This window comes from Streptomyces sp. NPDC126499 (genome assembly GCF_040302485.1).
In the GTDB taxonomy this organism is placed as follows: domain Bacteria; phylum Actinomycetota; class Actinomycetes; order Streptomycetales; family Streptomycetaceae; genus Streptomyces.
Genome location: NZ_JBEOUO010000005.1, coordinates 282,273 through 306,696 on the forward strand (window position 1 = coordinate 282,273; position 24,424 = coordinate 306,696).

Annotated in this window: 19 protein-coding genes; 13 read left to right on the forward strand and 6 right to left on the reverse strand. The window is 71.7% G+C overall.

Annotated features, from left to right (window positions below; all coding sequences use genetic code 11):
• Window positions 1-33: 33 nt before the first annotated feature.
• Together ABTZ91_RS09815 and ABTZ91_RS09820 are read right to left on the reverse strand one after the other, a co-directional pair.
• Complete coding sequence (locus ABTZ91_RS09815) at window positions 34-1,368, reverse strand: M20/M25/M40 family metallo-hydrolase (RefSeq protein WP_352076610.1); 1,335 nt, start codon at window positions 1,366-1,368, stop codon at window positions 34-36.
• Entirely contained in the window at window positions 1,361-2,194 is an 834-nt protein-coding gene (locus tag ABTZ91_RS09820) for a M55 family metallopeptidase (RefSeq protein WP_352076611.1), read from the reverse strand. The genes ABTZ91_RS09815 and ABTZ91_RS09820 overlap by 8 nt, the downstream gene beginning before the upstream one ends.
• Window positions 2,195-2,381: 187 nt before the next feature.
• Between ABTZ91_RS09820 and ABTZ91_RS09825 the strand changes: the two genes are divergently transcribed.
• The gene (locus ABTZ91_RS09825) at window positions 2,382-3,428 is read left to right on the forward strand and encodes a hypothetical protein (RefSeq protein WP_352076612.1); all 1,047 of its coding nucleotides are present in this window, start codon (window positions 2,382-2,384) and stop codon (window positions 3,426-3,428) included.
• A 260-nt stretch (window positions 3,429-3,688) separates the two neighbouring features.
• On the opposite strand, the gene ABTZ91_RS09830 is transcribed toward ABTZ91_RS09825, so the two are convergent.
• Together ABTZ91_RS09830 and ABTZ91_RS09835 are read right to left on the reverse strand one after the other, a co-directional pair.
• The gene (locus tag ABTZ91_RS09830; protein ID WP_407077932.1) at window positions 3,689-6,133 is read right to left on the reverse strand and encodes an MFS transporter; all 2,445 of its coding nucleotides are present in this window, start codon (window positions 6,131-6,133) and stop codon (window positions 3,689-3,691) included.
• 320 nt (window positions 6,134-6,453) lie between these two features.
• Entirely contained in the window at window positions 6,454-6,897 is a 444-nt protein-coding gene (locus ABTZ91_RS09835; protein WP_352076614.1) for an SRPBCC family protein, read from the reverse strand.
• Window positions 6,898-7,032: 135 nt separating this feature from the next.
• Between ABTZ91_RS09835 and ABTZ91_RS09840 the strand changes: the two genes are divergently transcribed.
• The 3 genes from ABTZ91_RS09840 (at window position 7,033) to ABTZ91_RS09850 (ending at window position 10,479) form a co-directional block, all read left to right on the forward strand.
• Window positions 7,033-8,064, forward strand: a complete 1,032-nt coding sequence (locus ABTZ91_RS09840) for an Rv2578c family radical SAM protein (protein ID WP_352076615.1) — start codon at window positions 7,033-7,035, stop codon at window positions 8,062-8,064.
• 183 nt (window positions 8,065-8,247) lie between these two features.
• Window positions 8,248-9,912 carry an alpha/beta hydrolase gene (locus tag ABTZ91_RS09845; protein ID WP_352076616.1) on the forward strand — a complete coding sequence of 555 codons (1,665 nt, stop codon included), beginning with the start codon at window positions 8,248-8,250 and terminating at the stop codon, window positions 9,910-9,912.
• Window positions 9,913-10,020: 108 nt separating this feature from the next.
• On the forward strand, window positions 10,021-10,479 hold the full coding sequence (locus ABTZ91_RS09850) for a RidA family protein (protein ID WP_352076617.1): 459 nt from the start codon (window positions 10,021-10,023) through the stop codon (window positions 10,477-10,479).
• Here the strand turns inward: ABTZ91_RS09850 and ABTZ91_RS09855 are convergent.
• Complete coding sequence (locus tag ABTZ91_RS09855) at window positions 10,467-10,991, reverse strand: FxLYD domain-containing protein (protein WP_352076618.1); 525 nt, start codon at window positions 10,989-10,991, stop codon at window positions 10,467-10,469. The two genes, ABTZ91_RS09850 and ABTZ91_RS09855, sit on opposite strands and share 13 nt — an antisense overlap.
• A 206-nt stretch (window positions 10,992-11,197) precedes the next feature.
• On the opposite strand from ABTZ91_RS09855, the gene sigJ reads away from it, so the two are divergent.
• Together sigJ and ABTZ91_RS09865 are read left to right on the forward strand one after the other, a co-directional pair.
• Window positions 11,198-12,145: an RNA polymerase sigma factor SigJ gene (sigJ, locus tag ABTZ91_RS09860; RefSeq protein WP_352076619.1), complete on the forward strand. Its 948-nt coding sequence runs from the start codon at window positions 11,198-11,200 to the stop codon at window positions 12,143-12,145.
• Window positions 12,146-12,268: 123 nt separating this feature from the next.
• Window positions 12,269-13,492, forward strand: coding sequence for an FAD-dependent oxidoreductase (locus ABTZ91_RS09865; RefSeq protein ID WP_352076620.1), 1,224 nt, complete (start codon window positions 12,269-12,271; stop codon window positions 13,490-13,492).
• Window positions 13,493-13,706: 214 nt separating this feature from the next.
• Here ABTZ91_RS09865 and ABTZ91_RS09870 read toward each other — a convergent pair whose 3' ends face one another.
• Entirely contained in the window at window positions 13,707-14,303 is a 597-nt protein-coding gene (locus ABTZ91_RS09870; protein ID WP_352076621.1) for a HEAT repeat domain-containing protein, read from the reverse strand.
• Window positions 14,304-14,705: 402 nt separating this feature from the next.
• Here ABTZ91_RS09870 and ABTZ91_RS09875 point away from each other — a divergent pair, with 402 nt between their 5' ends.
• The 7 genes from ABTZ91_RS09875 (at window position 14,706) to ABTZ91_RS09905 (ending at window position 24,407) form a co-directional block, all read left to right on the forward strand.
• Window positions 14,706-16,487, forward strand: coding sequence for a 3-hydroxybutyryl-CoA dehydrogenase (locus ABTZ91_RS09875; RefSeq protein WP_352076622.1), 1,782 nt, complete (start codon window positions 14,706-14,708; stop codon window positions 16,485-16,487).
• 124 nt (window positions 16,488-16,611) lie between these two features.
• A complete protein-coding gene (locus ABTZ91_RS09880; RefSeq protein WP_352076623.1) occupies window positions 16,612-17,451 on the forward strand; it encodes a TetR family transcriptional regulator in 840 nt (279 codons plus the stop codon).
• Between the two features lie 856 nt (window positions 17,452-18,307).
• Complete coding sequence (ccrA, locus tag ABTZ91_RS09885) at window positions 18,308-19,645, forward strand: crotonyl-CoA carboxylase/reductase (protein WP_352076624.1); 1,338 nt, start codon at window positions 18,308-18,310, stop codon at window positions 19,643-19,645.
• 15 nt (window positions 19,646-19,660) lie between these two features.
• Window positions 19,661-21,718: a protein meaA gene (locus tag ABTZ91_RS09890; protein ID WP_352076625.1), complete on the forward strand. Its 2,058-nt coding sequence runs from the start codon at window positions 19,661-19,663 to the stop codon at window positions 21,716-21,718.
• Complete coding sequence (locus ABTZ91_RS09895; RefSeq protein WP_345484521.1) at window positions 21,715-22,680, forward strand: CoA ester lyase; 966 nt, start codon at window positions 21,715-21,717, stop codon at window positions 22,678-22,680. Before ABTZ91_RS09890 ends, ABTZ91_RS09895 begins: the two co-directional genes overlap by 4 nt.
• 5 nt (window positions 22,681-22,685) lie before the next feature.
• A complete protein-coding gene (locus tag ABTZ91_RS09900) occupies window positions 22,686-23,198 on the forward strand; it encodes a MaoC family dehydratase (RefSeq protein ID WP_345484522.1) in 513 nt (170 codons plus the stop codon).
• A gap of 3 nt (window positions 23,199-23,201) precedes the next feature.
• Window positions 23,202-24,407 (forward strand): acyl-CoA dehydrogenase family protein, encoded by a 1,206-nt coding sequence (locus ABTZ91_RS09905; protein WP_352076626.1) that lies wholly within the window; start codon window positions 23,202-23,204, stop codon window positions 24,405-24,407.
• The last annotated feature ends 17 nt before the right edge of the window (window positions 24,408-24,424 follow it).

Below are 24,424 nucleotides of genomic sequence, written 5' to 3' on the forward strand. Positions count from 1 at the left end.
TCGTGTCGTCGGCGGTCGGGTGGTCGAGCGGGGTCAGGCGGTCCGCAGGTAGTGGTCGAGGACGCGGACGCCGAAGTGGAGGGCGTCGACCGGGACGCGCTCGTCGACGCCGTGGAACAGCGCCCCGTAGTCCAAGCCGGGCGGCAGCTTCAGCGGAGAGAAGCCGTAGCCGGTGATGCCGAGTCGGGAGAACTGCTTGGCGTCGGTGCCACCCGACATGGAGAAGGGGACGACGTGCCCGTCCGGGTCGAAGCGCTCGACCGCGGCGCGCAGCTTGGCAAAGGTCGGCGAGTCGACCGGCGCCTCCAGGGGCACCTCGCGGTGGTGGAACTCCCACTGCACGTCGGGACCGGTGAGCCGGTCCATCGTCTCGGCGAACTCCTCCTCACCGCCGGGCAGCATCCGGCCGTCGACGTAGGCGACGGCATGCCCCGGGATCACGTTCACCTTGTAACCGGCGTCCAGCATCGTCGGGTTGGCGCTGTTGCGGACGGTGGGCTGGACCAGGGCGGCGGCCGGACCCAGCTTCTCCAGGAGGACGTCGGTGTCGAAGTCGGGGGCGTCGACGTCGGTCTCGATCCCGTACAGCGCGGCCAGCTCCCTGAGCGCGGCCCGCACGGTCGGGGTGAGCCGGACAGGCCACTGGTGGGCGCCGATGCGGGCGACGGCCGCGGCGAGACGCGTGACCGCGTTGGCCGTGTTGACCTTGGAGCCGTGGCCGGCCCTGCCGTGCGCGGTGAGCTTGAGCCAGGCCGTGCCGCGCTCGCCGGCCGCGATCGGGTAGAGGGTGGTGCCGGGGTCGGGATGGAAGCTGAACGCGCCGGACTCGCTGATGCCCTCCGTGCAGCCCTCGAAGAGGCCGGCGTGCCGGTCGGCGAGGAAGCCTGATCCGTCCTCGGCGCTCGCCTCCTCGTCGGCGGTGTAGGCGATGACGACGTCCCGGCGCGGCCGGACGCCCTGGCGGGCCCAGGAGCGGACGACGGCGAGCACCATCGCGTCCACGTTCTTCATGTCGACGGCGCCCCGCCCCCAGACGACCCCGTCGCGGACCTCGCCGGAGAAGGGGTGCACGGTCCAGTCGGCGGCCTCCGCCGGGACGACGTCGAGGTGACCGTGGACGAGCAGCGCGTCGGCCGTGGGGTCGGTGCCGGGGATCCGGGCGACGACGTTGGTGCGGCCCGGGGTGCGCTCCAGGAGCGTGGGCTCGAGACCGGCACCGGCGAGCCGCTCCGCCACGTACTCGGCGGCGGGCCGCTCGCGGCAGTCGCCGCCGCCGCGGTTGGTGGTGTCGATCCTGATCAGTTCGGAGGTGAAGGTGACGACCTCGTCGAGCGCCGCACCGTCAGGACCCCGGTCCTCCTCAGCCATACTGCTCCTCCACAGCGGCGGACACGATCGTGGTGACCGCCTTGAACGTGCGAATTGCCTCGTACATCGTCTCGCTGGTGTAGGCGACGCGTCTCTCGCCACTCCGTCCCGTACCCGGGACCACCGTCGCGGCGGCGGCCAGATGCTCGGCGTCGAACTCCAGCTCCACCGTGAACGGCCCGCCGGCGACCGGCTCGTGCCGCACGGCGAGCGAGGCCGCGTCCTTGGCCGCCGCGCGGATCTCGGCGGCCGTGCGGGCGGGCGTACGGCAGACGGCCGCGTAGCGCGAGACGTGGTCCTTCACGGCGACCTTGCGCGCCTCCGGTGCGTAGCCGAGGGCGTCCTCGCAGGTCAGGTCGTCGCCGGTGACGAGGATGACGGGGACTCCGAACTCGGCCACGACGTGCGCGTTGAGCAGCCCTTCGCTCGCGCGCACTCCGTTGAGCCAGACGCCGGTGATGGAGTTGGCGAGATAGGTGTGGGCGAGGACCCCCTCGGCGCCCGCTCCGGTGTGGTAGCCCACGAAGGCGATGCCGTCGACGTCGCCGTGCTGGACGCCCTCGACCATGGACAGCGACTTGTGACGCCCGGTGATCATCTCGGCCCGCTCGTCGAGCCGCTCCAGGAGCAGATTGCGCATGGTCCAGTGCGCCTCGTTGACGAGGACCTCGTCGGCGCCGCCGTCGAAGAAGCCGAGCACCGCCGCGTTCACGTCCGAGGTGAACATGGACCGGCACCGCTCCCACTGCGGTGTGCCGGGCAGCACGTCGGCGGGCCAGGTCACACCGGTGGCGCCTTCCATGTCGGCGCTGATCAGGATCTTCATGTCTGGCACCGTACGCGCCGGGCCACGACCCCCACCACCCCTGTGGATAAGTGTCGAAGGCCTGGACCGGTGACGGCGGTTCGGCCTCCGCGTCGCGGCCGGGGATTCGGGCGAATCCTTTCATCGGTCGCGTATAGGCTTACCGGCGCACATTCCCGCCCCGCTCACCCCTTTGAGGAGACTCTCGGTGACCACCTCGCTCGCTCCGGTCGAGACCGACACCTGGATCGAACCCGCCGCCGAGGCCGTCGCGGAGGCCGTGGTCCGCGACGCCCGTGACTTCGGGGTGTACGCGAGGACGGGCGGCTGGGCGTTCGCGCTGAAGGTGGCCCGGAGCGTCCGGCCCGGCGGGCAGGCGGCGGAGGGCTCCGAGAAGGTGTCGGCGAAGGCGTTCGCGGAGCTCGCCGGCTGCTCGCCCGAGCGGGTCATGCGCTACTACAAGGCCTGGGACATGGCCGCGGACGACGGCCTGGTGCCGCAGTTCGAGGCCCTGGTGCCCGGCGAGGACGTCGAGCTGCCCGAGGCCGACGTCTGGCTGTCGTACTACTCCTCCCGCTCCAGCGCCACGTCCGTGCGCGGCCACGCGATCACCGCGGCGGCCGAGGCGGAGGGCATCAAGCCGACGAAGGCGCTGGAGGTCGCCGAGAACCCGACCGCGCTGCGGGCCGCGATCCTCGCCGACCCCGGTACGGCCGAGGCGGCGCGCGGCGCCCTCCTTGACCGGATGAAGGAGGACCCGGCGCTGCAGACCGAGATGGCGCGGGCCATCGCGCGCACCGGCGAGCTGAAGAAGGCGGTCGCGCAGGAGGCGAAGGCCGCCGACCGGATCGAGTACGTACGGCAGATCGCCGAGGGCGGCCGGATCCGCACGCCCGCGGGCCAGACCGTCGAGGCCCCGCCGGAGCTGCGCGCGGAGGCCGAGCGGCACCTGTCGCTCATCGACGAACTCGACGACTCGGAGGAGGCCGGCGAGTGGGCCGGCGAGGCCTACGACACGGTGCGGTCGATGGTCGCCCAGGCGGTCGACGCGGACCCGGCGCTGCGGGTCCAGGAGCGCCGGACGAAGTTCTACAACAGCCTGCAGAAGGCGACGAAGGTCTTCGAGGAGCTGACGCTCGACGAGGTCCTGGAGGAGGACGTCGTCGAGGAGGACATGCTCCAGCGCCTGGAGGCCCTGCAGGAGGCGATCGGCGCCTGCATCAGCGCCCTGCGCAAGGCGACCGCCGCGCACTGAGGCGGCGGCGGGGGCGGCGGCGCCGGCGCCGCGGCTTGGCGGCCGGGCTGCGGCGGGCGGGGCCGGGAGCCGGTGGCCGCTTCGTACGGGACCGGCCCGAGGCGGATCCGTACGGGGGCGACCGAGGCCGATCCGTACGGGCCCGGCCCGCAGGCCGAGGGTGCGGGCCTTCAGGCCGGTGGCGGCGCCGGGCAGGCGTACCCCGGCCGCACGGACCCAAGCCTCGCCCCGCCCCGATGGCCCTCCCCCGGCCGCCCCCCTCAGTCCTCGTGTCCCAGTTGCAGGTCGCGCTCCGTGCGGCCGCCGCCCGCGAGGTGGAGGACCGTGGCGACCGGGGGGTAGCCGGCGGCGATGACCGTGTATTCGCCGGAGGAGAGGTCCACGAAGCGGAAGGTGCCGTCGGGGCCCGTGGTGAGGGTGTCGACGACGTTGCCCGCCGCGTCGAGGAGGGTGACGCGGGCGTCCTCGACGGGGCGGCCGCCGCCCGCCCGTACCGTTCCGCGGAGGACCGCGCCGCCGGCCAGTTCGATGTCCTGGCGGGTCTCGCGGGAGGACTGCACGCTGACCGGGAGGGCGGCGGGGCGGAAGGCGGGGGCGCTGGCGGCCAGGGTGTACTCGCCGGCGACCAGCTCGCCGATCACGTATCCCCCCTCGCGTCCGCTGCGGGTGGAGGCGACGACCTCGCCGCGGACGTCGGTGAGGGTGACGGCCGCGTCCCGGACGGGGGTGCCGTCGGCGGTGTGGACGGTGCCGGCGAGGCGGCCCGCGCCGCCGAGGACGACGTCCAGTTCGACCGGGCGCTCCCCCACGGTGACGGAGACGGCCTGCGGCTGGTGGCCGCCGGCGGCGGCGATCAGGACGTACGAGCCGGAGCCCGGCACGCTCAGCGCGTACCGGCCGTCGTCGCCGCTCGCGCCGCGGCCGATCTGCCGGCCCTGGACGTCGATGAGGGTGAGCGCGGCCCGGGGCACGCAACTTCCGTCGTGGTGCTGGACGCTGCCGCAGACGGGGACCCCGGCGGGCAGCGGGGCGGCGGTGGGGGCGGCTCCCGCGCGGGCGTGCGGAACGGCGGTCGTGGGGGCCTCGGTGGCGGGGGTGTGGTGGGACACCAGCGGTTTCTCCTTGAGGAAGAAGGCGAGGACGAGGCCGAGCACGAGGACCGGCACGAGGTAGAGGAAGATCCGGGGCATCGCGTCCGCGTAGGCGTGGACGAACGCGTCGCGCAGCGCGGGTGGCAGCGCGTGGACCGTCTGCGGGGTGATCGAGTCGGCCGGCGGGAGCGCGGCGGCGCCGTCCCGGGGCAGCCGCTCGGCGAGGGCGTCGTCGAGGCGGGCGGCGAAGAGGGTGCCGAAGACGGCGGCGCCGACGCTGCCGCCGATCTGGCGGAAGTAGTTGTGGGCGCTGGTGGCGGTGCCGAGGTCGGCGGGGCGTACGGAGTTCTGCACGGCGAGCACGAGGACCGGCATGACGAGGCCGATGCCGACGCCGAGGACGGCCTGCCAGAGGCTGTGCGTCAGGCGCGGCGTGTCGGTGTCCATGCGGGAGAGCAGCCACATGCCGAGGGTGGAGACGGCGCCGCCGAGGACCGGGTAGACCTTGTAGTGGCCGGTGCGGGTGATGAGGTGGCCGGAGACGATCGACGCGATGACGATGCCGCCCATGAGCGGCAGCATCAGGAGGCCGGATTCGGTGGCGGTGGCGCCCTCGACCATCTGCAGGAAGGTGGGCAGGTAGCTGGCGGCGCCGAAGAGGGCGATGCCGATGACCGCGCCGACGAGGCTGGTGACGGTGAAGACGGAGTCGCGGAACAGGCGCAGGGGGATGAGGGGTTCGGGTGCGAAGCGCTCGACGACGAGGAAGAGCACGGTCGCGGCGGCGGCGCCGCAGCCGAGTCCGAGGATGACCCGGGACCCCCAGGCGTGTTCGGTGCCGCCCCAACTGGTGAGCAGCACCAGGCAGGTGGAGGCGGCGGCGAGCAGCAGGGCGCCGAGGACGTCGAAGCGGGCGCGGGCGGTGGGCTTGGGGAGCTTGAGGACGACGGCGACGACGGCGAGGGTGACGAGGCCGAAGGGCACGTTGAAGTAGAAGCACCAGCGCCAGGAGACGTGGTCGGTGAAGAAGCCGCCGAGCAGGGGCCCGGCGACGGAGGCGAGTCCGAAGGCGGCGCCGATGAGGCCCATGTAGCGGCCGCGTTCCCGGGAGGGGACGATGTCGGCGATGATCGCCTGGACGCCGATCATGAGTCCGCCGGCTCCGGCGCCCTGGAGGGCGCGGAAGGCGATGAGCTGGTCCATGGTGCGTGACCAGCCGGCCAGGCCGGAGCCGATGACGAAGACGACGATCGCGAAGAGGAAGACGCTCTTGCGGCCGAGGAGGTCGCCGAGCTTTCCGTAGATCGGCAGACCGATGGTGGCGGTCAGCAGGTAGGCGGTGATCGCCCAGGACATGCGGTCGAGGCCCTGGAGCTCGCCGACGATCTTCGGGAGGGCGGTGGCGACGATCATCTGCTCCAGCGCGGCGAGGAGCAGCGCGAGCATGAGTCCGCCAAAGACGAGCCGGACGCGGCGCGGATCGAGGCTCTGTTCCGGTTCGGCCGGTGGCGGGGTGCCGCCGGGCCGGTCCGCGGCGAGGAGCGCCGCCCGGCCTTCGCCGCCCTCGGCGGCCTCGCCGTCCCTGCCGGCTTCGGCGGCCTTCACGGCCGTGATCGCACCCACGTGCTGCTCCCCTCGTCCCGGCGTCTGCTTCCGGCGTCTGCGCGCGCCATTCTTCGCATTGGGCGCGAAGCGGGAGCAAGTCGGGCGGTACGAGGGGCAGGTGGGGCGGGGGGAATCGAACAGCCCTGGGGGACGGCGCACTTGGGGCGCTCATCAGGGCGTTTACGTGAGGGCCCGCGACCCCTGAGTGCGCCGGGCGCTCTTGCGGGGGTCGCGGGGAAACCACTCGAATCGGTGACGGGTCCGGGCGTTACTTCCGGGTTCCGGTTTCCCGAGGCTACTTCCGGTGGTCGCTCGCGAGGGCGAGCTGTCTACTTCTCGACCTCGGCGGCGAGGTTGGCGAGCACCGCGTCGTAGATGCGGGCGAGGCCCTTGGGGGCGAAGGCGCGCTCGAAGAAGCCGCCGATGCCGCCGGCGCCGTTCCAGACGGTGGTGACGACGGCCTTGGACCTGCCCTCACCGGCCGGGGTGACGGTCCAGGTGGTGACCATGGAGGAGTTGCGGTCCTTCTCGACGAGCTGGCCGTCGGTGGGTTCGGTGACCTCCAGGAGGCAGTCGCGGACGCGCTTGCTGGTGGCCTGGAGCTTCCAGTGGACCAGGGTGCCCTCGCCGTCGCCGCCCTCGCGGACCTCGTACTCGCTGAAGTGCTCGGGGAGCAGCTTCCCGCGCGTGCCGCTGTAGTCGGCGAGGGTGTCGAACACCGTCTCCGCGTCGGCGGCGATGATCCGCTCCGTCGTGGCCTCGACCTGCGCCATTGCACTTCCTCCAGCTTGGTGTCTCGGGATGTGGCCCAAGCCAACCACCTGGGCGCCGGGGCCCAAAATCCGGGTTGCGGCGATCAAGGGAACATGTGTTCTAATCTGGGACCACCCGTCACCGAGGAGGCGACCATGCGCTGGGACCATCTGGCCGACACTCCCGCCGTCCCCGCCGACATCGCGCTGTTCGGCAGGGACGCGGTCACCACGCGCGTCTTCGACACGCCCGAGTTCCGCGGGATCACCTTCCACGAGGTGCGGGCCCGCTCGATCGTGAACCGGGTGCCGGGCGCCTCCCGCATGCCGTTCGAATGGACGGTCAACCCGTACCGCGGCTGCACGCACGCGTGCGTGTACTGCTTCGCCCGCAAGACCCACAGCTATCTGGATCTCGACACGGGGATCGGCTTCGACTCGCAGATCGTCGTCAAGGTGAACGCGCCGGAGCTGCTGCGCGGACAGCTCGCCTCGCGCCGCTGGCAGGGCGCCCACATCGCCATGGGCACCAATGTCGACTGCTATCAGAGGGCGGAGGGCCGCTACCGGCTGATGCCGGGCATCCTCGAGGCCCTGCGCGACCACGCCAACCCGTTCTCGATCCTCACCAAGGGCACCCTGATCCTGCGCGACCTGGACCTGCTGCGGCAGGCCGCCGAGGTCACCGAGGTGGGCGTCTCCGTCTCCGTCGGCTTCACCGACCAGGAGCTGTGGCGCACCATCGAGCCCGGCACCCCCTCCCCCGAGCGGCGCCTGGACGTCGTACGGACCCTCGCCGGCCACGGCATCGGCTGCGGGGTCCTGATGGCCCCGGTGGTGCCCTTCCTCGGTGACCGGCCCGAGCAGCTGCGGGCCACGGTCCGCGCCGTCGCCGAGGCGGGCGCGACCTCCGTCACCCCGCTCGTGCTGCACCTGCGGCCCGGCGCCCGCGAGTGGTTCTTCACCTGGCTGCGCCGCCACCACCCGGAGCTGGTCGGGCGCTACGAGCGGATGTACGCGGCCGGCGCCTACGCACCCACCTGGTACCAGCGCCGGATCACCCGTCAGGTGCACGAGCTCGCGGCCGAGTTCGGCATGGGGCCCGCCGGGCGCGGTGCGCATCGCGCCACTCCCGTACCCGACCACCACGCGCGCGCGGTGGAGCCCGAGCAGCTCACCCTGCTGTGAGCCGGTGACGGCGCCGACCGCCGCCGGCACCGGCACCGGCACCGGCACCGGCACCGGCACCGGCACCGCCGACCTCACGGCGGCCTGCCCGGCCACCCCCTTGACGTCGTGTCACCTCCTCCGAACGGGTCAACTCTCGCCGCAGGAGTTCCTTTCGCACCGCCCGCGGGGCACGCACGCCGTATGAACCCACGCGCAGGAATGCTGATCGCCGCTGGGGCGCTGGTCGCCGGGACGGTCACCGTCCTGCCCGCGTCCGCGGAGGCCTCCCCCGCCGCCGGGCCTGAGCCGGCCGTCCGCCCCGTGAGCCCGCTCGCCTGGAAGGACTGCGGCACCAAGGCGTACCCGAAGCTCCAGTGCTCGACGCTGAAGGTGCCGCTGAACCACGACGACCCCACCGGGCGGACGATCTCCCTGGCCCTGACCCGGGTCCCGCACACGGCGAGGAACCACCAGGGCCCGCTCCTGGTGAACCCCGGCGGTCCGGGTGGCAGCGGACGCGGGATGGCGGGATACGTGGCGGCCGCGCTGCCCGCGAAGGTCGCCGCGCAGTACGACGTGATCGGCTTCGACCCGCGCGGTGTCGGCAGGAGCGAGCCCGCGCTGAACTGCCGCCCCGGTCACTTCGACCCGGTCCGCCCGGACTCGGTGCCCAGCGGGGCCGAGAGCGAGCGGGCGGGCGTCGAGCGCGCCCAGGCCTTCGCCAAGGCCTGCGGCGAGAAGTACGCCGACGTCCTGCCGTACATCGACACCGTCTCCACCGCCCGCGACCTGGACGCCATCCGTGCCGCCGTCGGCGCACCGAAGGTGAACTACCTCGGCTACTCCTACGGCACCTACCTCGGCGCCGTGTACGCGCGGCTGTTCCCCGACCGGGTGCGCCGTTTCGCCCTGGACTCCGTCGTCAACCCGCACGGCGTCTGGTACGAGGACAACATCGCCCAGGACTACGCCTTCGACACCCGCCACAAGGACTTCATGGCCTGGGTGGCCCGCCATGACGCCGACTACCGCCTCGGCGCCGACCCTGCGGTCGTCGAGGCCGCCTGGTACCGGATGCGCGAGGAGCTGCGGACCGCTCCGGCGGGCGGCAAGGTCGGGCCGGGCGAGCTGGAGGACACCTTCCTGCCGGGCGGCTACTACAACGGCTACTGGCCCCGGCTCGCGGCGGCGTTCGCCGCGTACGTCAACGACCGCGACAGCGCACCGCTGGTGAAGGCGTACGAGGACCACGGCGCCGCGGACAGCGCCGGCGAGAACGGCTACTCGGTCTACACGAGCGTCCAGTGCCGGGACGCCGCCTGGCCGCGCGACTGGAACGTGTGGCGCAAGGACAACTGGAGCGTGCACGCCAAGGCCCCGTTCTCCACCTGGAACAACGCCTGGTACAACGCGCCGTGTGCCTTCTGGCCGGTCGACTCGCTGACACCGCCGGACGTGACCAACGACCGGGTGCCGCCGATGCTGATCCTCCAGGCCACCGACGACGCCGCCACGCCGTACGAGGGCGGGGTCGCGCTGCACCGGATGGTGCGCGGCTCCAGCCTGGTCGTCGAGCAGGGCGGCGGCAACCACGGTGTGACGCTGGCCGGCAACGACTGCATGGACGAGCACCTCGCCGCGTACCTCGCCACCGGTGAGGTGCCGCGCGGGGAGGCGGGTGCGGAGGCGGACGCGGTCTGCGAGACGACGCCGGAGCCGAAGCCCGAGCCGAAGCCGCAATCGAAGCCCGCCAAGACGGGCGGCGGGGCGGCGGAGACGGCGAAGGCCGCGAGGACGGCCTCGGTGCGGGGCGCGGTCCCGCCGGCCGGCGCCACGCTGCACGGGCTGCTCGGCCACGTGCGCTGAGGCGGCCGCCCGGCCCCGCCCGGGGCCGGGCCGGACCCGGTGGTGAGTTTTCCACAGGCGGGCGGGGGGCCGGCCGGACTGTCAGTGGCATGGGTCAGGATGTGAGCCATGAGCACGCACCTGACCCATGTGTCCGCCCCGGAGGGCCTCGCGCCGAGCCCGCAGTACAGCCATGTCGTCTGGGGCACCGGCCGCTTCGTGGCCGTGTCCGGCCAGATCGCCCTGGACGCCTCGGGCGCCGTCGTCGGCACCGGCGACCCGGCGGCACAGGCCCACCGGGTCTTCGAGAACCTCGGCCACTGCCTGGCCGCGGCCGGCGCGGGCTTCGAGGACGTCGTGAAGCTGACCTACTTCGTCACGGACATGGCGCACCTGCCCGCCATCCGCGAGGCCCGTGACGCCGCCTTCGGCCCGCTTCCGCTCCCGGCAAGCTCGGCGGTGCAGGTGGCCGCCCTGGTGCGGCCCGAAATCCTCGTCGAGATCGAGGCGTTCGCGCTCATACCCGAGGACCGTGACGCCCTCCAGGACGGCGTCACGGTCTCACCGGACGAGGCTCAGGACGCGTAGCGGGTCACGTCCGTGATCCGGCAGGTGATCTTGGCGGTGATCTGCGCCAGTCCCTGCGCCGTCACCTTCGACTGCTGCCCGGGAGCCAGGTTGCTCGTGGCCGCGGTCGCCTCGTCCAGGCGCCTGCCGGAGGCATCGACGAATTCGACCTGCACGAGGTAGTTGCTGGTCTTGCTGGACCGGTTCGTGATCAGCAGCTCCGCGTCGGCCCATTTCGTGGCCGAGTCCACCGCACACGCGGTGATCCTCACGTCTCCTTCGGGGCCCTCTTCCTGCGGCCTCTCGGAGGCGCGCGTCTCACGCGTCGCGGCGGGGCTCGTCGGGGTCCGGTCCGGTTCGTCGTCGTCTCCGCCGATAGCGACGACGGCGATGATCAGCACGACGACGAGCGCGAGCACGCCGAGACAGGAGAAGCCGATGATCTTTCCGGTGCTGCGTCTGCGGGGCGGGGGCGGCCCTCCCTGGCCGGGCGGCGGGGCGCCCCAGCCGGGCTGCGGGTCCTGATGCGACATGAGCACATGGTCCGCCCGCCCCCTTCCCGGGCGCATGCGGACAGGACCGGACGGACGACCCGTGACCCGCCGGACACCTCGCAGGCACAGGGAGCGCGACCGGTCTCCACGCCGCCGGGACGGCGTCGGCACCCGGAGCGGACGCCGGCCGTCGTCGACGGGGGACACCGGTGCCCCGTTCTCCCCGGGCGGCTAGGATCGCGCGCATGGCCCTGCTCACGAGTGACGTCGACCGGTTCGAGGCTGCCCGGCCCCGGCTGGAGGCCATCGCCTACCGGTTGCTCGGCTCGGCGAGCGAGGCGGAGGACGCCGTGCAGGAGACGTATCTGCGCTGGCAGGCGGCCGATGTCGAGCGGATCGAGGTGCCCGAGGCCTGGTTGACGAAGGCCCTCACCAACTTCTGCCTCAACCAGCTGACTTCGGCGCGCGCACGGCGCGAGACGTACGTGGGGCAGTGGCTCCCCGAGCCGCTGCTCGCCGGGGACCCGATGCTCGGTCCGGCCGACACCGCCGAGCAGCGCGAGTCCGTGTCGTATGCCGTGCTCGTCCTCCTCGAGCGCCTGTCCCCCAACGAGCGGGCGGTGTACGTGCTGCGCGAGGCCTTCGACTACCCGCACCGGGAGATCGCCGAGATCCTCGACATCACCGAGTCCGCCAGCCAGCAGATCTTCCACCGGGCCAAGAAGCACGTCGCGGACGGCAAGGCGCGCTCCGAGATCGACGAGGCGGCCGCCCGCAGGATCATCGAGGAGTTCCTGGCCGCGGCGACCAGCGGCCGTACCGAACCCCTCGTACGACTGCTCACCCAGGACGCCGTCTCGATCGGCGACGGCGGCGGGAAGGTCCCGGCGCGCGCCAAGGCGTTCGAGGGCGCGAAGGCGGTCGCCACCTTCCTGCGCGGCCTGTTCAAGCCCAGCGACGCAAAGCGGGCCTACGTCGGCGGCGCGCCCGACCTCTACGCCACGACCGCCAACGGCGAGCCCGCCCTCGTGGCGGTCGTCGACGGCCGGGTCGTGGGCGTCACCTGCCTGGAGGTCACCGAGGACGGCACCATCGCCGCGGTCCGCAGCCAGGTCAACCCCGACAAGCTCGTCCGCGCGACGCAGCGGTGGGCCGCCGAGGGGCGCGCGGACGCCCCGCTCCTCACCCTCTGACCGCACGTCTGGCCAATGTGACGTGCTTCACATCCTGATCCTGTCAGGAAACGCCGGGCTGTCCGGTTCAAGGGGCGAAACCGCGCAAGACAGCGGCGGAACCCTCGCAGACAGGAGCAGGACATGCAGCACCGCATCGTCGTCCTCGGAGCCGGCTACACCGGAGCCGTCGCGGCCGGCCGTCTCGCCCGGCGGCTGCACCGCGAGGACGTCACCATCACCCTCGTCAACCCCGAGCCCGACTTCGTCGAGCGCGTGCGGCTGCACCAGGTGGCGGCCGGTCAGGAGCTCGCGCCCCGTCCGTTCGGCGAGATGTTCGACGGCACGGGCGTGCAGCTGAAGCTCGCGAAGGTCGACGCCGTGGACGTGGACCGCAGGACGGTGACGGTCACGACCGCGTACGGCCGCGACACCGCCTCGTACGGCCCGGAGCGGGAGGAACTGGCGTACGACACGCTGGTCTACGCCCTCGGCAGCGGCTGGAACGACGGTGGCGTCCCCGGCGTCGCCGAGCACGCCCACGATGTCGCCGGCCGGCCCGGCGCCCTGCGTCTGCGGGAGCGGCTGGCGGCCCTGGACGCAGGCCGGCCCGTGCTGGTGGTCGGCGGCGGTCTGACCGGCCTGGAGGCGGCGACCGAGATCGCCGAGGCCCGCCCGGATCTCGACGTCGCCCTCGCAGTGCGCGGCACCCTGGGCGACTGGCTCTCGGCGAAGGGCCGCGCCCACCTGCGGAAGGTGGTGGACGGTCTCGGCATCACGGTCCACGAGCACACCTCGGTCACCGCCGTGGCGGCGGACGGCGTGACGACGGCCGACGGCCTGCGGATCCCGTCCGACGCCACGGTCTGGACGACCGGCTTCGCCGTCCGCCCGATCGCCCGGGCCACCTCTCTGGAGGTGACCGACCGCGGTCAGATCGTGGTCGACGGCACGATGCGGTCGGTCTCCCACCCGGAGGTGTACGCCGTCGGCGACGCCGCGATGGCGATCGGCCCGAACGGCAAGCCGCTGCGCATGTCCTGCGCCTCGGGCGTCCCCATGGCCTGGCAGGCCGCCGACGCCATCGCCGCCCGCCTCGCCGGGGCGAAGGTCCCCCAGGTCTCCATCCGCTACTTCCAGCAGTGCGTGTCGCTCGGCCGCAAGGAGGGTCTGATCCAGTTCGTCACGGCCGACGACCGGCCGGTGGAACGGGCCCTGACGGGTCGCCTGGCCGCCCTCTACAAGGAGCTGATCTGCAAGGGAGCGGCCTGGGGCGTCGCTCACCCGACGGCGGGCCTGCCCTCCCGGCGCCGGCGCGTCGTCCACCAGGAGACCCCGCGCCCGGTCCCGGTGGAGACGACGGCCTGACCCCGTACGCGCTGCCGGCCCCGGCCCCGCACCGGGACAGCCCGTCGGCCCGGACCCGCCATCTCCTCTCGGCCGCCCCGACACCCCGACGCCCCGTGCCGCAGGCAGGCCCGGGGCGTCGAGCCCGTCCGGGCGGCCCGCGATCAGGTGCCGTGCGGAACAGGGGCCGTACGGAACAGGTGCCGTACGGGGATGGTGGCCGTGCCGTACCCGGCTACGCGTCCAGCCGTCCCAGCGCCTCCCTCGCCGCTCCTCCGAATCGCGGGTGCGGCAGCGCCGCCTCCAGCACCGGGCGAGCGCGCGGGTCGGCGAGGGCGGCCAGGCCCTCCACGCAGGCCAGGCCGACGCGCCAGTGCGGATCGCCGGCCGCAAGGCGGCGCTCCAGGACGGTGACGAGCGCGGGCACGCTCTCCGGGGCGCGCAGCCGGGCCAGCAGACGGACCGGCACGAGGGCGTAGGCGACGCGGAGTTCGTTGGTGGCGAGGGCGGCGGCGGCGCGGGCGGTGCGCGGGTCTCCCAGCCGGGTGAGGGCGTAGGCGGCACAGACGCAGCGTTCCGGGTCGCGGTGGTTGAGGAGGAGGACGAGGGCTTCGAAGGCGCGCGGGTCGCCGGCGAGGCCGAGCCGGAAGGCGGCGATCTCGCGGGCCCAGAGCGGCCGCCCGGGCGCGGTGAGGACGTGGTGGAGTTCCTCCGCGCCGAGCGGTCCGAGGAGTTTGCCGAAATCCGCGGGAACCTCTTCCCCGGTATTCCGGATCTCTTCCCGCAATCGATCGATCATCGAGCAGAATTCGGGGTCCTCGGCGAAATTCATGGGGCGGAGCCTATCCGCGATCCAGATCACATTCGGTTCAACTTCCCGGGACTGGCGCGCTCGTTACCCACCGGTTAATCTCAGGTGAGCGGGCTACCCCCGCATCTCGCAACGGCCTGGTGACGCAGCCGTCGTGAGAGTTGTTCGGTTCGGCAGTTTTCGGCGTGACTCCGGGACAGAGTCCGTCGCCCTTTCCCTCATCGCGCTTTCGCGCGACGCGTGCCCGCTTCTGACGGGGCCATTCGCGGCACTGCACCGCAGCACCGCACCGCCGCGTACGCACACACCGTGCGCAGCGGCAGCACGCAGGACCGCATCGCCGCAGGAACGCACCGCCGCGGCCTCGCGCCGCGGCACCGCCTCCTGCCCTCAGTCGTCACTCTTCCTCCCAGGAGTCCCCTGATGGACACCCCTCTCTCCACCATCGCCGTCGTCGGTCTCGGCACCATGGGCACGGGTATCGCCGATGTCCTCGCACGGGCCGGCCGTGAGGTCATCGGCATCGACATCAGCGAGAGCGCGGCGGCCCGGGCCGTCGCCGCCCTGGAGGCCTCCACCGCCCGCGCGGTGGCCCGCGAGCGCATCACGGAGGAGGAGCGGCAGGACGTCCTCGCCCGTTTCCGCACCTTCTCCGACCTCCAGGCCGCCGCCGAGGCCGATCTCGTCATCGAGGTCGTCCCCGAGTCGTACGAGACGAAGCAGGAGGTCTTCCGGGCCCTGGACGGGATCGTCCGGCCCGAGACGATCCTGGCCACCGGCACCAACGCCCTGTCGGTCACCCGGCTCGCCGCCGACTCGGCGCACCCCGAGCGCGTGCTCGGGCTGCACTTCTTCGCTCCGGTCCAGGCGATGAAGCTGGTCGAGGTGGTCTCCTCGGTCCTGACCGCCCCGCAGGCCGTCGACGCCGTCACCCGTCTGGCCCAGGAGCTCGGCAAGGAGACCGTGGCGGTCGGCGACCGGCCCGGTTTCGTCGCCGACGGCCTGCTCTTCGGCTACCTGAACCAGGCCGCCGCCATGTACGAGGCCAAGTACGCCTCCCGCGAGGACATCGACGCGGCGATGCGGCTCGGCTGCGGCCTGCCGATGGGCCCCCTCGCGCTGCTCGACCTGATCGGCATCGACACCGCCCGCACCGTCCTTGAGGCCATGTACGCGGCCTCGCACGACCGCCTGCACGCGCCCGCCCCCATCCTCAAGCAGCTCAGCGAGGCGGGGCTGACCGGCCGCAAGTCCGGCCGCGGCTTCTACACGTACGAGGCTCCCGGCTCGGCCGTCGTCGTCCGCGACGCGCTCACCCCGCTGGAGGCCGCGGCCACCGCCCAGGGCCGCGAGGTGCGCTCGGTCGGCGTCGCCGGCTCCGGCACCATGGCCTCCGGCATCGCCGAGGTCTTCGCCAAGGCCGGTTACGACGTCGTCCTCGCCGCCCGCTCGCAGGAGAAGGCCGACACCGCCAAGGCCCGGATCGCGAAGTCCCTGGCCCGCTCCGTCGACAAGGGCCGGATGACCGGCGAGGCGCGGGACGAGACGCTGGCCCGGATCGTCCCGGCCGGCTCGCTCGACGCCTTCGCCGAGGTGGACCTGGCGGTCGAGGCGGTCGCCGAGGACCTGGAGATCAAGCAGGACCTGTTCGCCCGCCTCGACAAGATCTGCAAGCCGGGCGCGGTGCTCGCCACCACGACCTCCTCGCTGCCGGTGGTCGCCTGCGCCAGGGCCACCTCGCGGCCGCAGGACGTCATCGGCATGCACTTCTTCAACCCGGCGCCCGCGATGAAGCTGGTGGAGATCGTCCGTACGGTGCTGACCGCCGACGACGTCCACGCCACCGTCCGCGAGGTCACCGCGAAGATCAGGAAGCACCCGGTGGACTGCGGCGACCGGGCCGGCTTCATCGTGAACGCCCTGCTGTTCCCGTACCTGAACAACGCGATCAAGATGGTCCAGGAGCACTACGCCTCCCTGGACGACATCGACACGGCGATGAAGCTGGGCGGCGGCTACCCGATGGGGCCGTTCGAGCTCCTCGACGTGGTCGGCCTGGACGTCTCGCTCGCCATCGAGAAGGTGCTGCACCGCGAGTTCCGCGACCCGGGCCTCGCCCCGGCGCCGCTCCTGGAGCACTTGGTGGCCGCCGGCTGCCTCGGCCGCAAGACGGGGCGCGGCTTCCGCGAATATGCCCGCCGCTGAGGCCGGGGCCGGGCCCCGCGGGGGGTGGGGAGGGCTGCTCAGCCGGTCCGGCGCCGCGGGTGCCGGGCCGGTCTCCCCTCCCCCACCTGGGCACACTCCCGCTCCGATGCAGTACGTTCGGGACATGTCCAAGGCCGCGAAGACACCCCGTGCCACGTCCACGCCCGACGCTCAGGAGAGCCCGGCGGGGACCCGTGCCGCCGCTCAGCGGCTGAAGATGCGCCGGGAACTGGCCGCCGCGGCCATGGAGCTCTTCGCCACCAAGGGCTACGAGGCCACCACCGTCGACGAGATCGCGGCGGCGGCCGGGGTGGCGCGCCGGACCTTCTTCCGCCACTTCCGTTCCAAGGAAGAGGCGATCTTCCCGGACCACGACGACACCCTGGTCCGGGCCGAGGCGGTCCTCAACGCGGCGCCGCCGCACGAGCATCCGCTCGACACGGTGTGCCGGGGCATCAAGGAGGTCATGAAGATGTACGCGGGTTCGCCCGCGGTCTCCGTCGAGCGGTACCGGCTGACCCGTGAGGTGCCGACGCTGCGCGAGCGCGAGATCGCCTCGGTGGCCCGCTACGAGCGCCTCTTCACCCGCTATCTGCTCGGCCACTTCGACGAGCGGGACCACCACGACGGCAACGACGACCCGCTGCTCGCCGAGGTGGCGGCCTCGGCCGTGGTCACCGCCCACAACCACGTCCTGCGCCGCTGGCTGCGGGCGGGTGGGCAGGGCGACGTGGAGGCCCAGCTCGACCACGCGTTCGCCATCGTCCGGGAGACCTTCGGCTCGGGCATAGGCGCCGGCCGCAAGTCCGGCACGGTGGCCGCCGGGGCCGGTGCCGCCGCCGAGGAGCCGGCGGCGGTCGCCTCGGTCTCCCCCGGCACCGACGTCGTGGTCACGGTGATGCGCTCCGACGCCCCGCTGGACGAGGTCGTGCGGACCATCGAGGAAGCCCTCAAGAAGCGCTGAGGCCCGGCGCGGCGGTCGCCGCCTCGGCCACCCGCCCCGGCGACCCGAGGGCCGTCCGGTGCCCCCGCGCGCCCGCGCCCTCGGGCCCCGGCCCCGCCCGGACCCGCCCCCGGCCGCGCGCCGCCCCGGCCGGCCCGGACCCGCCCCCGGCCGTACCCGCGCCGTCCCTTCACCCGTACGGCACCGCGTGCCCTGCCCCGTACTCGTACTGGCGCGCCGCCCGAAACCGCCCACGCGGCTGCCCGCGCACCGGCCTCGGCCCGACACCGCCCACGCGACTGCGCCCGCGCGGGCCTCCGACGGGCACCACGCCCGCGCCGGCATCCGCCCGGCGCCCCCGCCCGCACCGGCCGCCCCCCGCACCGGCCGCCGGCCGCCCCGGCCACGCTCCCGCCACTCCCCGTCGCCCTGAGCCGTTCGTCACTCCCCCTGACCGGCCCGTCCGTCCGAATGGTCCCTGGTCAGACGGGTTTACCGGGCCGCATCGATCGATCATCGCTCATCTGTAGCGCGCGGATCGCATCTGAGTGAAAATGTTGGCACGCAGTGCCTTGTCAGGTGACACGGCGTGCCATACGTTGATGTCGTCCGGGCGGTCGGCGCGCCGAGGACTCCTCGCGCGCCGGCTGTCCCCACGAGCGATCCTGCTTGTGCGCCCGGGCGCCTGCGTCACAGGCAACCTCGCGCCACTGCTTTGCTTCCTCAGAGCCTTTGTCACGAGCAAAGGCGGAGCGAAGCGGAGCCACGGCGCCGCCACCGCACCACCGCGCCGAACCGACGGCACACCTCCACAGCAAAGCAACCCCGACGTAACCCTCAGCGCGCCCCGTGGGCGCCGCACCGCCGGAGGCATCCCGTGAAGGACATCCTGGACGCGATCCAGTCGCCCGACTCCACCTCGGCCGACTTCGCCAACATCAAGCTCCCCGAGTCGTACCGCGCCGTGACCGTCCACAAGGACGAGACCGAGATGTTCGCCGGGCTCGAGAGCCGCGACAAGGACCCCCGCAAGTCGCTCCACCTGGACGACGTCCCGCTGCCCGAGCTCGGCCCGGGCGAGGCCCTGGTCGCCGTCATGGCGAGCTCCGTGAACTACAACTCGGTCTGGACCTCGATCTTCGAGCCGGTGTCGACCTTCGGCTTCCTGGAGCGCTACGGCCGCCTGTCCGAGCTCACCAAGCGCCACGACCTGCCGTACCACATCATCGGCTCCGACCTCGCGGGCGTCGTCCTGCGCACCGGCCCCGGTGTGAACTCGTGGAAGCCCGGCGACGAGGTCGTCGCGCACTGCCTCTCGGTCGAGCTGGAGTCCTCGGACGGCCACAACGACACGATGCTCGACCCCGAGCAGCGCATCTGGGGCTTCGAGACCAACTTCGGCGGACTCGCCGAGATCGCCCTCGTCAAGTCCAACCAGCTGATGCCGAAGCCCGACCACCTCAGCTGGGAGGAGGCCGCGGCGCCGGGCCTGGTGAACTCGACCGCGTACCGCCAGCTGGTCTCCCGCAACGGCGCCGGCATGAAGCAGGGCGACAACGTGCTCATCTGGGGCGCGAGCGGTGGCCTCGGCTCGTACGCCACCCAGTTCGCGCTGGCCGGCGGCGCCAACCCGATCTGCGTCGTCTCCTCCCCGGAGAAGGCCGACATCTGCCGCTCCATGGGCGCCGAGGCGGTCATCGACCGCAACGCCGAGGGCTACAAGTTCTGGAAGGACGAGCAGACCCAGGACCCGAAGGAGTGGAAGCGCTTCGGGTCGAAGATCCGCGAGCTGACCGGCGGCGAGGACATCGACATCGTCTTCGAGCACCCCGGCCGCGAGACCTTCGGCGCCTCGGTCTACGTCACCCGCAAGGGCGGCACCATCACCACCTGCGCCTCGACCTCCGGCTACATGCACCAGTACGACAACCGCTACCTGTGGATGTCCCTGAAGCGCATCATCGGCTCGCACTTCGCCAACTACCGCGAGGCGTGGGAGGCCAACCGCCTGATCGCCAAGGGCAAGATCCACCCCACCCTCTCCAAGGTCTACTCCCTGGAGGAGACCGGCCAGGCCGCCTACGACGTCCACCGCAACCTGCACCAGGGCAAGGTCGGCGTGCTCGCCCTCGCCCCGCAGGAGGGCCTCGGAGTCCGCGACCCGGAGATGCGCGCGAAGCACATCGACGCCATCAACCGCTTCCGTAACGTCTGACCCCCGGGACCACAGATGACAGAGCGTCAGACCGCGCAGGTGCGAAAGGAAAAGGACCGGCCGTGGCTCATGCGGACGTACGCCGGTCACTCGACCGCCGAGGCGTCGAACGAGCTCTACCGGCGGAACCTCGCCAAGGGCCAGACCGGCCTCTCGGTCGCGTTCGACCTGCCCACGCAGACCGGCTACGACCCCGACCACATCCTCGCCCGCGGCGAGGTCGGCCGGGTCGGGGTGCCCGTCTCGCACCTCGGTGACATGCGGCGGCTGTTCCAGGACATCCCCCTGGAGCAGATGAACACCTCGATGACCATCAACGCCACCGCGATGTGGCTGCTGGCGCTCTACCAGGTGGTCGCCGAGGAGCAGGGCGCGGACATCACCAAGCTCCAGGGCACCACCCAGAACGACATCGTGAAGGAGTACCTGTCGCGGGGGACGCACGTCTTCCCGCCGGGGCCGTCGCTGCGCCTGACGACGGACATGATCGCCTACACGGTGAACCACATGCCGAAGTGGAACCCGATCAACATCTGCAGCTACCACCTGCAGGAGGCGGGAGCCACTCCGGTCCAGGAGATCGCGTACGCGATGTCCACGGCCATCGCCGTCCTCGACGCCGTCCGCGACTCGGGGCAGGTCCCCGAGGAGCGGTTCGGCGAGGTCGTCGCCCGGATCTCGTTCTTCGTGAACGCCGGCGTCCGCTTCATCGAGGAGATGTGCAAGATGCGCGCCTTCGGCCGCATCTGGGACACCCTCACCCGCGACCGCTACGGCATCGAGGACCCCAAGCAGCGCCGTTTCCGCTACGGCGTGCAGGTCAACTCGCTCGGCCTGACGGAGGCCCAGCCGGAGAACAACGTCCAGCGGATCGTCCTGGAGATGCTGGCCGTCACGCTCTCCAAGGACGCACGCGCGCGTGCCGTCCAGCTCCCGGCCTGGAACGAGGCGCTCGGTCTGCCGCGGCCCTGGGACCAGCAGTGGTCGCTGCGCATCCAGCAGGTCCTCGCCCACGAGTCGGACCTCCTGGAGTACGAGGACATCTTCGCCGGCTCGCACGTCATCGAGGCCAAGGTGGACGCCCTCGTCACCGAGAGCATGGCCGAGATCGAGCGGATCCAGGAGATGGGCGGCGCCATGGCCGCCGTCGAGTCCGGCTACCTCAAGGCGCAGCTGGTCTCCTCGCACGCCGAGCGGCGCGCCCGCATCGAGTCGGGCGAGGAGAAGATCGTCGGCGTCAACATCTTCGAGACGACCGAGCCGAACCCGCTGACCGCGGACCTCGACACCGCGATCCAGACGGTCGACCCGGCCGTGGAGGCGCGGGTGGTGGCCGCCCTCAGGGAGTGGCGGGACACCCGCTACCAGCCGCCGTTCAACCACCCCCGTCCCTGCAAGGCCCTGGAGCGCCTCAAGGAGGCCGCCAAGGGCACCGGGAACCTCATGGAGGCCACCCTGGAGTGCGCCCGCGCGGGTGTCACGACCGGCGAGTGGGCCGGGGCGCTGCGCGAGGTCTTCGGCGAGTTCCGCGCCCCGACCGGTGTCTCCTCCGCCCCGGTGGCGGTGCCGGCCGAGGCGGGTTCCCCGCTGGCCGAGGTGCGCCGCAAGGTGGACCGCACCGCCCAGGACATGGGGGTCGGCAAGCTCCGCTTCCTGGTCGGCAAGCCGGGTCTTGACGGGCACTCCAACGGTGCCGAGCAGATCGCCGTACGGGCCCGCGACGCCGGGTTCGAGGTGGTCTACCAGGGCATCCGGCTGACGCCCGAGCAGATCGTGGACGCCGCCCTGGAGGAGGACGTGCACGCGGTCGGCCTGTCGATCCTGTCCGGCTCGCACGCCCAGCTGGTGCCGGACGTCCTCGACCGCCTGAAGGAGGCGGGCGCGGCCGACATCCCGGTCGTCGTCGGCGGGATCATCCCGAACGCCGACGCCGAGGAGCTGCGGGCGGCGGGTGTGGCCGCCGTCTTCACGCCGAAGGACTTCGGCATCACGGGGATCATCGGCCGTATCGTCGACGAGATCCGCAACGCCAACAAGCTCAGCCCCCTTGAAAGTACGGAGGTCCCCGCATGACCAGCCCCGTGAACCGCCTGCGCCCCCGCCGCTCGTGCCTGGCGGTCCCCGGCTCCAACCCGCGCTTCCTGGAGAAGGCCCAGGGTCTCGCCGCGGACCAGGTCTTCCTCGACCTGGAGGACGCCTGCGCGCCGCTGGCCAAGCCGGAGGCCCGGCACACCATCGTGAAGTTCCTGAACGAGGGCGACTGGACGGGCAAGACCCGGGTCGTCCGGGTCAACGACTGGACGACCCACTGGACGTACCGTGACGTCGTCACGGTCGTCGAGGGCGCCGGCCAGAACCTCGACTGCATCATGCTGCCGAAGGTGCAGAACGCGGAGCAGATCGTCGCGCTCGACCTGCTGCTGACGCAGATCGAGAAGACGATGGGCTTCGAGGTCGGCAAGATCGGCATCGAGGCGCAGATCGAGAACGCCCAGGGTCTCGTCAACGTGAACGCGATCGCCCAGGCCTCGCAGCGCGTGGAGACGATCATCTTCGGCCCGGCCGACTTCATGGCCTCCATCAACATGAAGTCCCTGGTCGTCGGTGAGCAGCCGCCCGGCTACCCGGCGGACGCGTACCACCACATCCTGATGAGCATCCTGATGGCCGCCCGCGCCAACAACCTCCAGGCGATCGACGGCCCGTACCTGCAGATCCGCAACCAGGAGGGCTACCGCGCGGTCGCGCAGCGGGCCGCGGCCCTCGGCTTCGACGGCAAGTGGGTGCTGCACCCGGACCAGGTCGCCGCCGCGAACGAGATCTTCTCGCCGTCGCAGGAGGACTTCGACCACGCCGAGCTGATCCTCGACGCGTACGACTACTACACGTCCGAGGCCGGCGGGAAGAAGGGCTCGGCGATGCTCGGCGACGAGATGATCGACGAGGCCTCCCGCAAGATGGCGCTGGTCATCTCGGGCAAGGGCCGTGCCGCCGGCATGCAGCGCACGTCGAAGTTCGAGATCCCGGAGGCGTAAGACCCATGCAGTTCGGCCGCACGTACGAAGAGTTCGAGATCGGTGCTGTCTACAAGCACTGGCCCGGGAAGACGGTCACCGAGTACGACGACCACCTCTTCTGTCTGCTGACGATGAACCACCATCCGCTGCACATGGACGTGAATTACGCGGAGAACACGACGGACTTCAAGAAGAACGTCGTCGTCGGCAACTACATCTACTCGCTGCTGCTCGGCATGTCCGTGCCGGACGTCTCCGGAAAGGCGATCGCCAACCTGGAGATCGAGTCGCTGCGGCACGTGGCGCCGACCTTCCACGGCGACACCATCTACGGCGAGACGACCGTGCTCGACAAGACTCCGTCGAAGTCGAAGAGCGACCGCGGCATCGTCTACGTCGAGACCAAGGGCTACAAGCAGGACGGCACCCTGGTGTGCGTCTTCCGCCGCAAGGTGATGGTCCCGACGGCCGAGTACATCGAAGCGCGCGGCGGCGAGCAGCCCGGCCGCCCGGTCCTCAACGAGCAGGGGAAGTAAGTCATGGCGCGACTCGCCCAGACGCACGGTCTGACCGACGTCCAGCAGGAGATCCTCTCCACCGTCCGTGACTTCGTGGACAAGGAGATCATCCCGGTCGCCACGGAGCTGGAGCACCGTGACGAGTACCCGCAGCAGATCGTGGACGGGCTCAAGGAGCTCGGCGTCTTCGGCCTGATGATCCCCGAGGAGTACGGGGGCCTGGGTGAGTCGCTGCTCACCTACGCGCTGTGCGTGGAGGAGATCGCGCGCGGCTGGATGTCGGTGTCCGGCATCATCAACACGCACTTCATCGTGGCGTACATGCTGAAGCAGCACGGCACCCAGGAGCAGAAGGACCACTTCCTTCCGCGGATGGCGGCCGGCGAGGTGCGTGGCGCGTTCTCGATGTCGGAGCCGGGGCTCGGCTCGGACGTGTCGGCGATCACGTCCAAGGCGGTGAAGGACGGCGACGAGTACGTCCTGAACGGCCAGAAGATGTGGCTGACGAACGGTGGTACGTCAACGCTGGTGGCCGTTCTCGTCCGAAGTGACGAAGGACACCCCGAGGGGACCGCCCCGCACAAGTCGATGACGACCTTCCTCGTCGAGAAGGAGCCCGGTTTCGGTGAGGTCCGTCCGGGCCTGACCATTCCCGGCAAGATCGAGAAGATGGGCTACAAGGGCGTCGACACGACCGAGCTCATCATGGACGGCCTGCGCATTCCGGCCGATCGGGTGCTCGGCGGGGTCACCGGCCGCGGTTTTTACCAGATGATGGACGGCGTGGAGGTCGGCCGCGTCAACGTCGCGGCGCGTGGCTGCGGTGTCGCTCAGCGTGCCTTCGAGCTGGGCGTCCAGTACGCCCAGCAGCGTCACACCTTCGGCAAGCCGATCGCCCAGCACCAGGCGATTCAGTTCAAGCTGGCCGAGATGGCTACCAAGGTCGAGGCCGCTCATGCCATGATGGTGAACGCAGCGCGCAAAAAGGACTCCGGGGAACGAAACGACCTTGAAGCAGGGATGGCGAAGTACCTCGCCTCCGAGTACTGCAAGGAGGTCGTGGAGGACGCGTTCCGCATCCACGGCGGTTACGGGTTCTCCAAGGAGTACGAGATCGAGCGCCTCTACCGCGAGGCACCGATGCTGCTCATCGGCGAAGGTACCGCCGAGATCCAGAAAATGATCATTGGTCGTCGGCTGCTCGAGGAGTACCGATTCCAGGGTTGATTGTCGCATTTGGGTCG

Coding starts and splice junctions, on each gene's coding strand:
- ABTZ91_RS09815 (WP_352076610.1), bottom strand. CDS start 1,368: ATGGCTGAGGAGGACCGGGGTCCTGACGGTGCGGCGCTCGACGAGGTC.
- ABTZ91_RS09820 (WP_352076611.1), bottom strand. CDS start 2,194: ATGAAGATCCTGATCAGCGCCGACATGGAAGGCGCCACCGGTGTGACC.
- ABTZ91_RS09835 (WP_352076614.1), bottom strand. CDS start 6,897: ATGGCGCAGGTCGAGGCCACGACGGAGCGGATCATCGCCGCCGACGCG.
- ABTZ91_RS09840 (WP_352076615.1), top strand. CDS start 7,033: ATGCGCTGGGACCATCTGGCCGACACTCCCGCCGTCCCCGCCGACATC.
- ABTZ91_RS09845 (WP_352076616.1), top strand. CDS start 8,248: ATGAACCCACGCGCAGGAATGCTGATCGCCGCTGGGGCGCTGGTCGCC.
- ABTZ91_RS09850 (WP_352076617.1), top strand. CDS start 10,021: ATGAGCACGCACCTGACCCATGTGTCCGCCCCGGAGGGCCTCGCGCCG.
- ABTZ91_RS09855 (WP_352076618.1), bottom strand. CDS start 10,991: ATGTCGCATCAGGACCCGCAGCCCGGCTGGGGCGCCCCGCCGCCCGGC.
- sigJ (WP_352076619.1), top strand. CDS start 11,198: ATGGCCCTGCTCACGAGTGACGTCGACCGGTTCGAGGCTGCCCGGCCC.
- ABTZ91_RS09865 (WP_352076620.1), top strand. CDS start 12,269: ATGCAGCACCGCATCGTCGTCCTCGGAGCCGGCTACACCGGAGCCGTC.
- ABTZ91_RS09870 (WP_352076621.1), bottom strand. CDS start 14,303: ATGAATTTCGCCGAGGACCCCGAATTCTGCTCGATGATCGATCGATTG.
- ABTZ91_RS09875 (WP_352076622.1), top strand. CDS start 14,706: ATGGACACCCCTCTCTCCACCATCGCCGTCGTCGGTCTCGGCACCATG.
- ABTZ91_RS09880 (WP_352076623.1), top strand. CDS start 16,612: ATGTCCAAGGCCGCGAAGACACCCCGTGCCACGTCCACGCCCGACGCT.
- ABTZ91_RS09890 (WP_352076625.1), top strand. CDS start 19,661: ATGACAGAGCGTCAGACCGCGCAGGTGCGAAAGGAAAAGGACCGGCCG.
- ABTZ91_RS09895 (WP_345484521.1), top strand. CDS start 21,715: ATGACCAGCCCCGTGAACCGCCTGCGCCCCCGCCGCTCGTGCCTGGCG.
- ABTZ91_RS09900 (WP_345484522.1), top strand. CDS start 22,686: ATGCAGTTCGGCCGCACGTACGAAGAGTTCGAGATCGGTGCTGTCTAC.
- ABTZ91_RS09905 (WP_352076626.1), top strand. CDS start 23,202: ATGGCGCGACTCGCCCAGACGCACGGTCTGACCGACGTCCAGCAGGAG.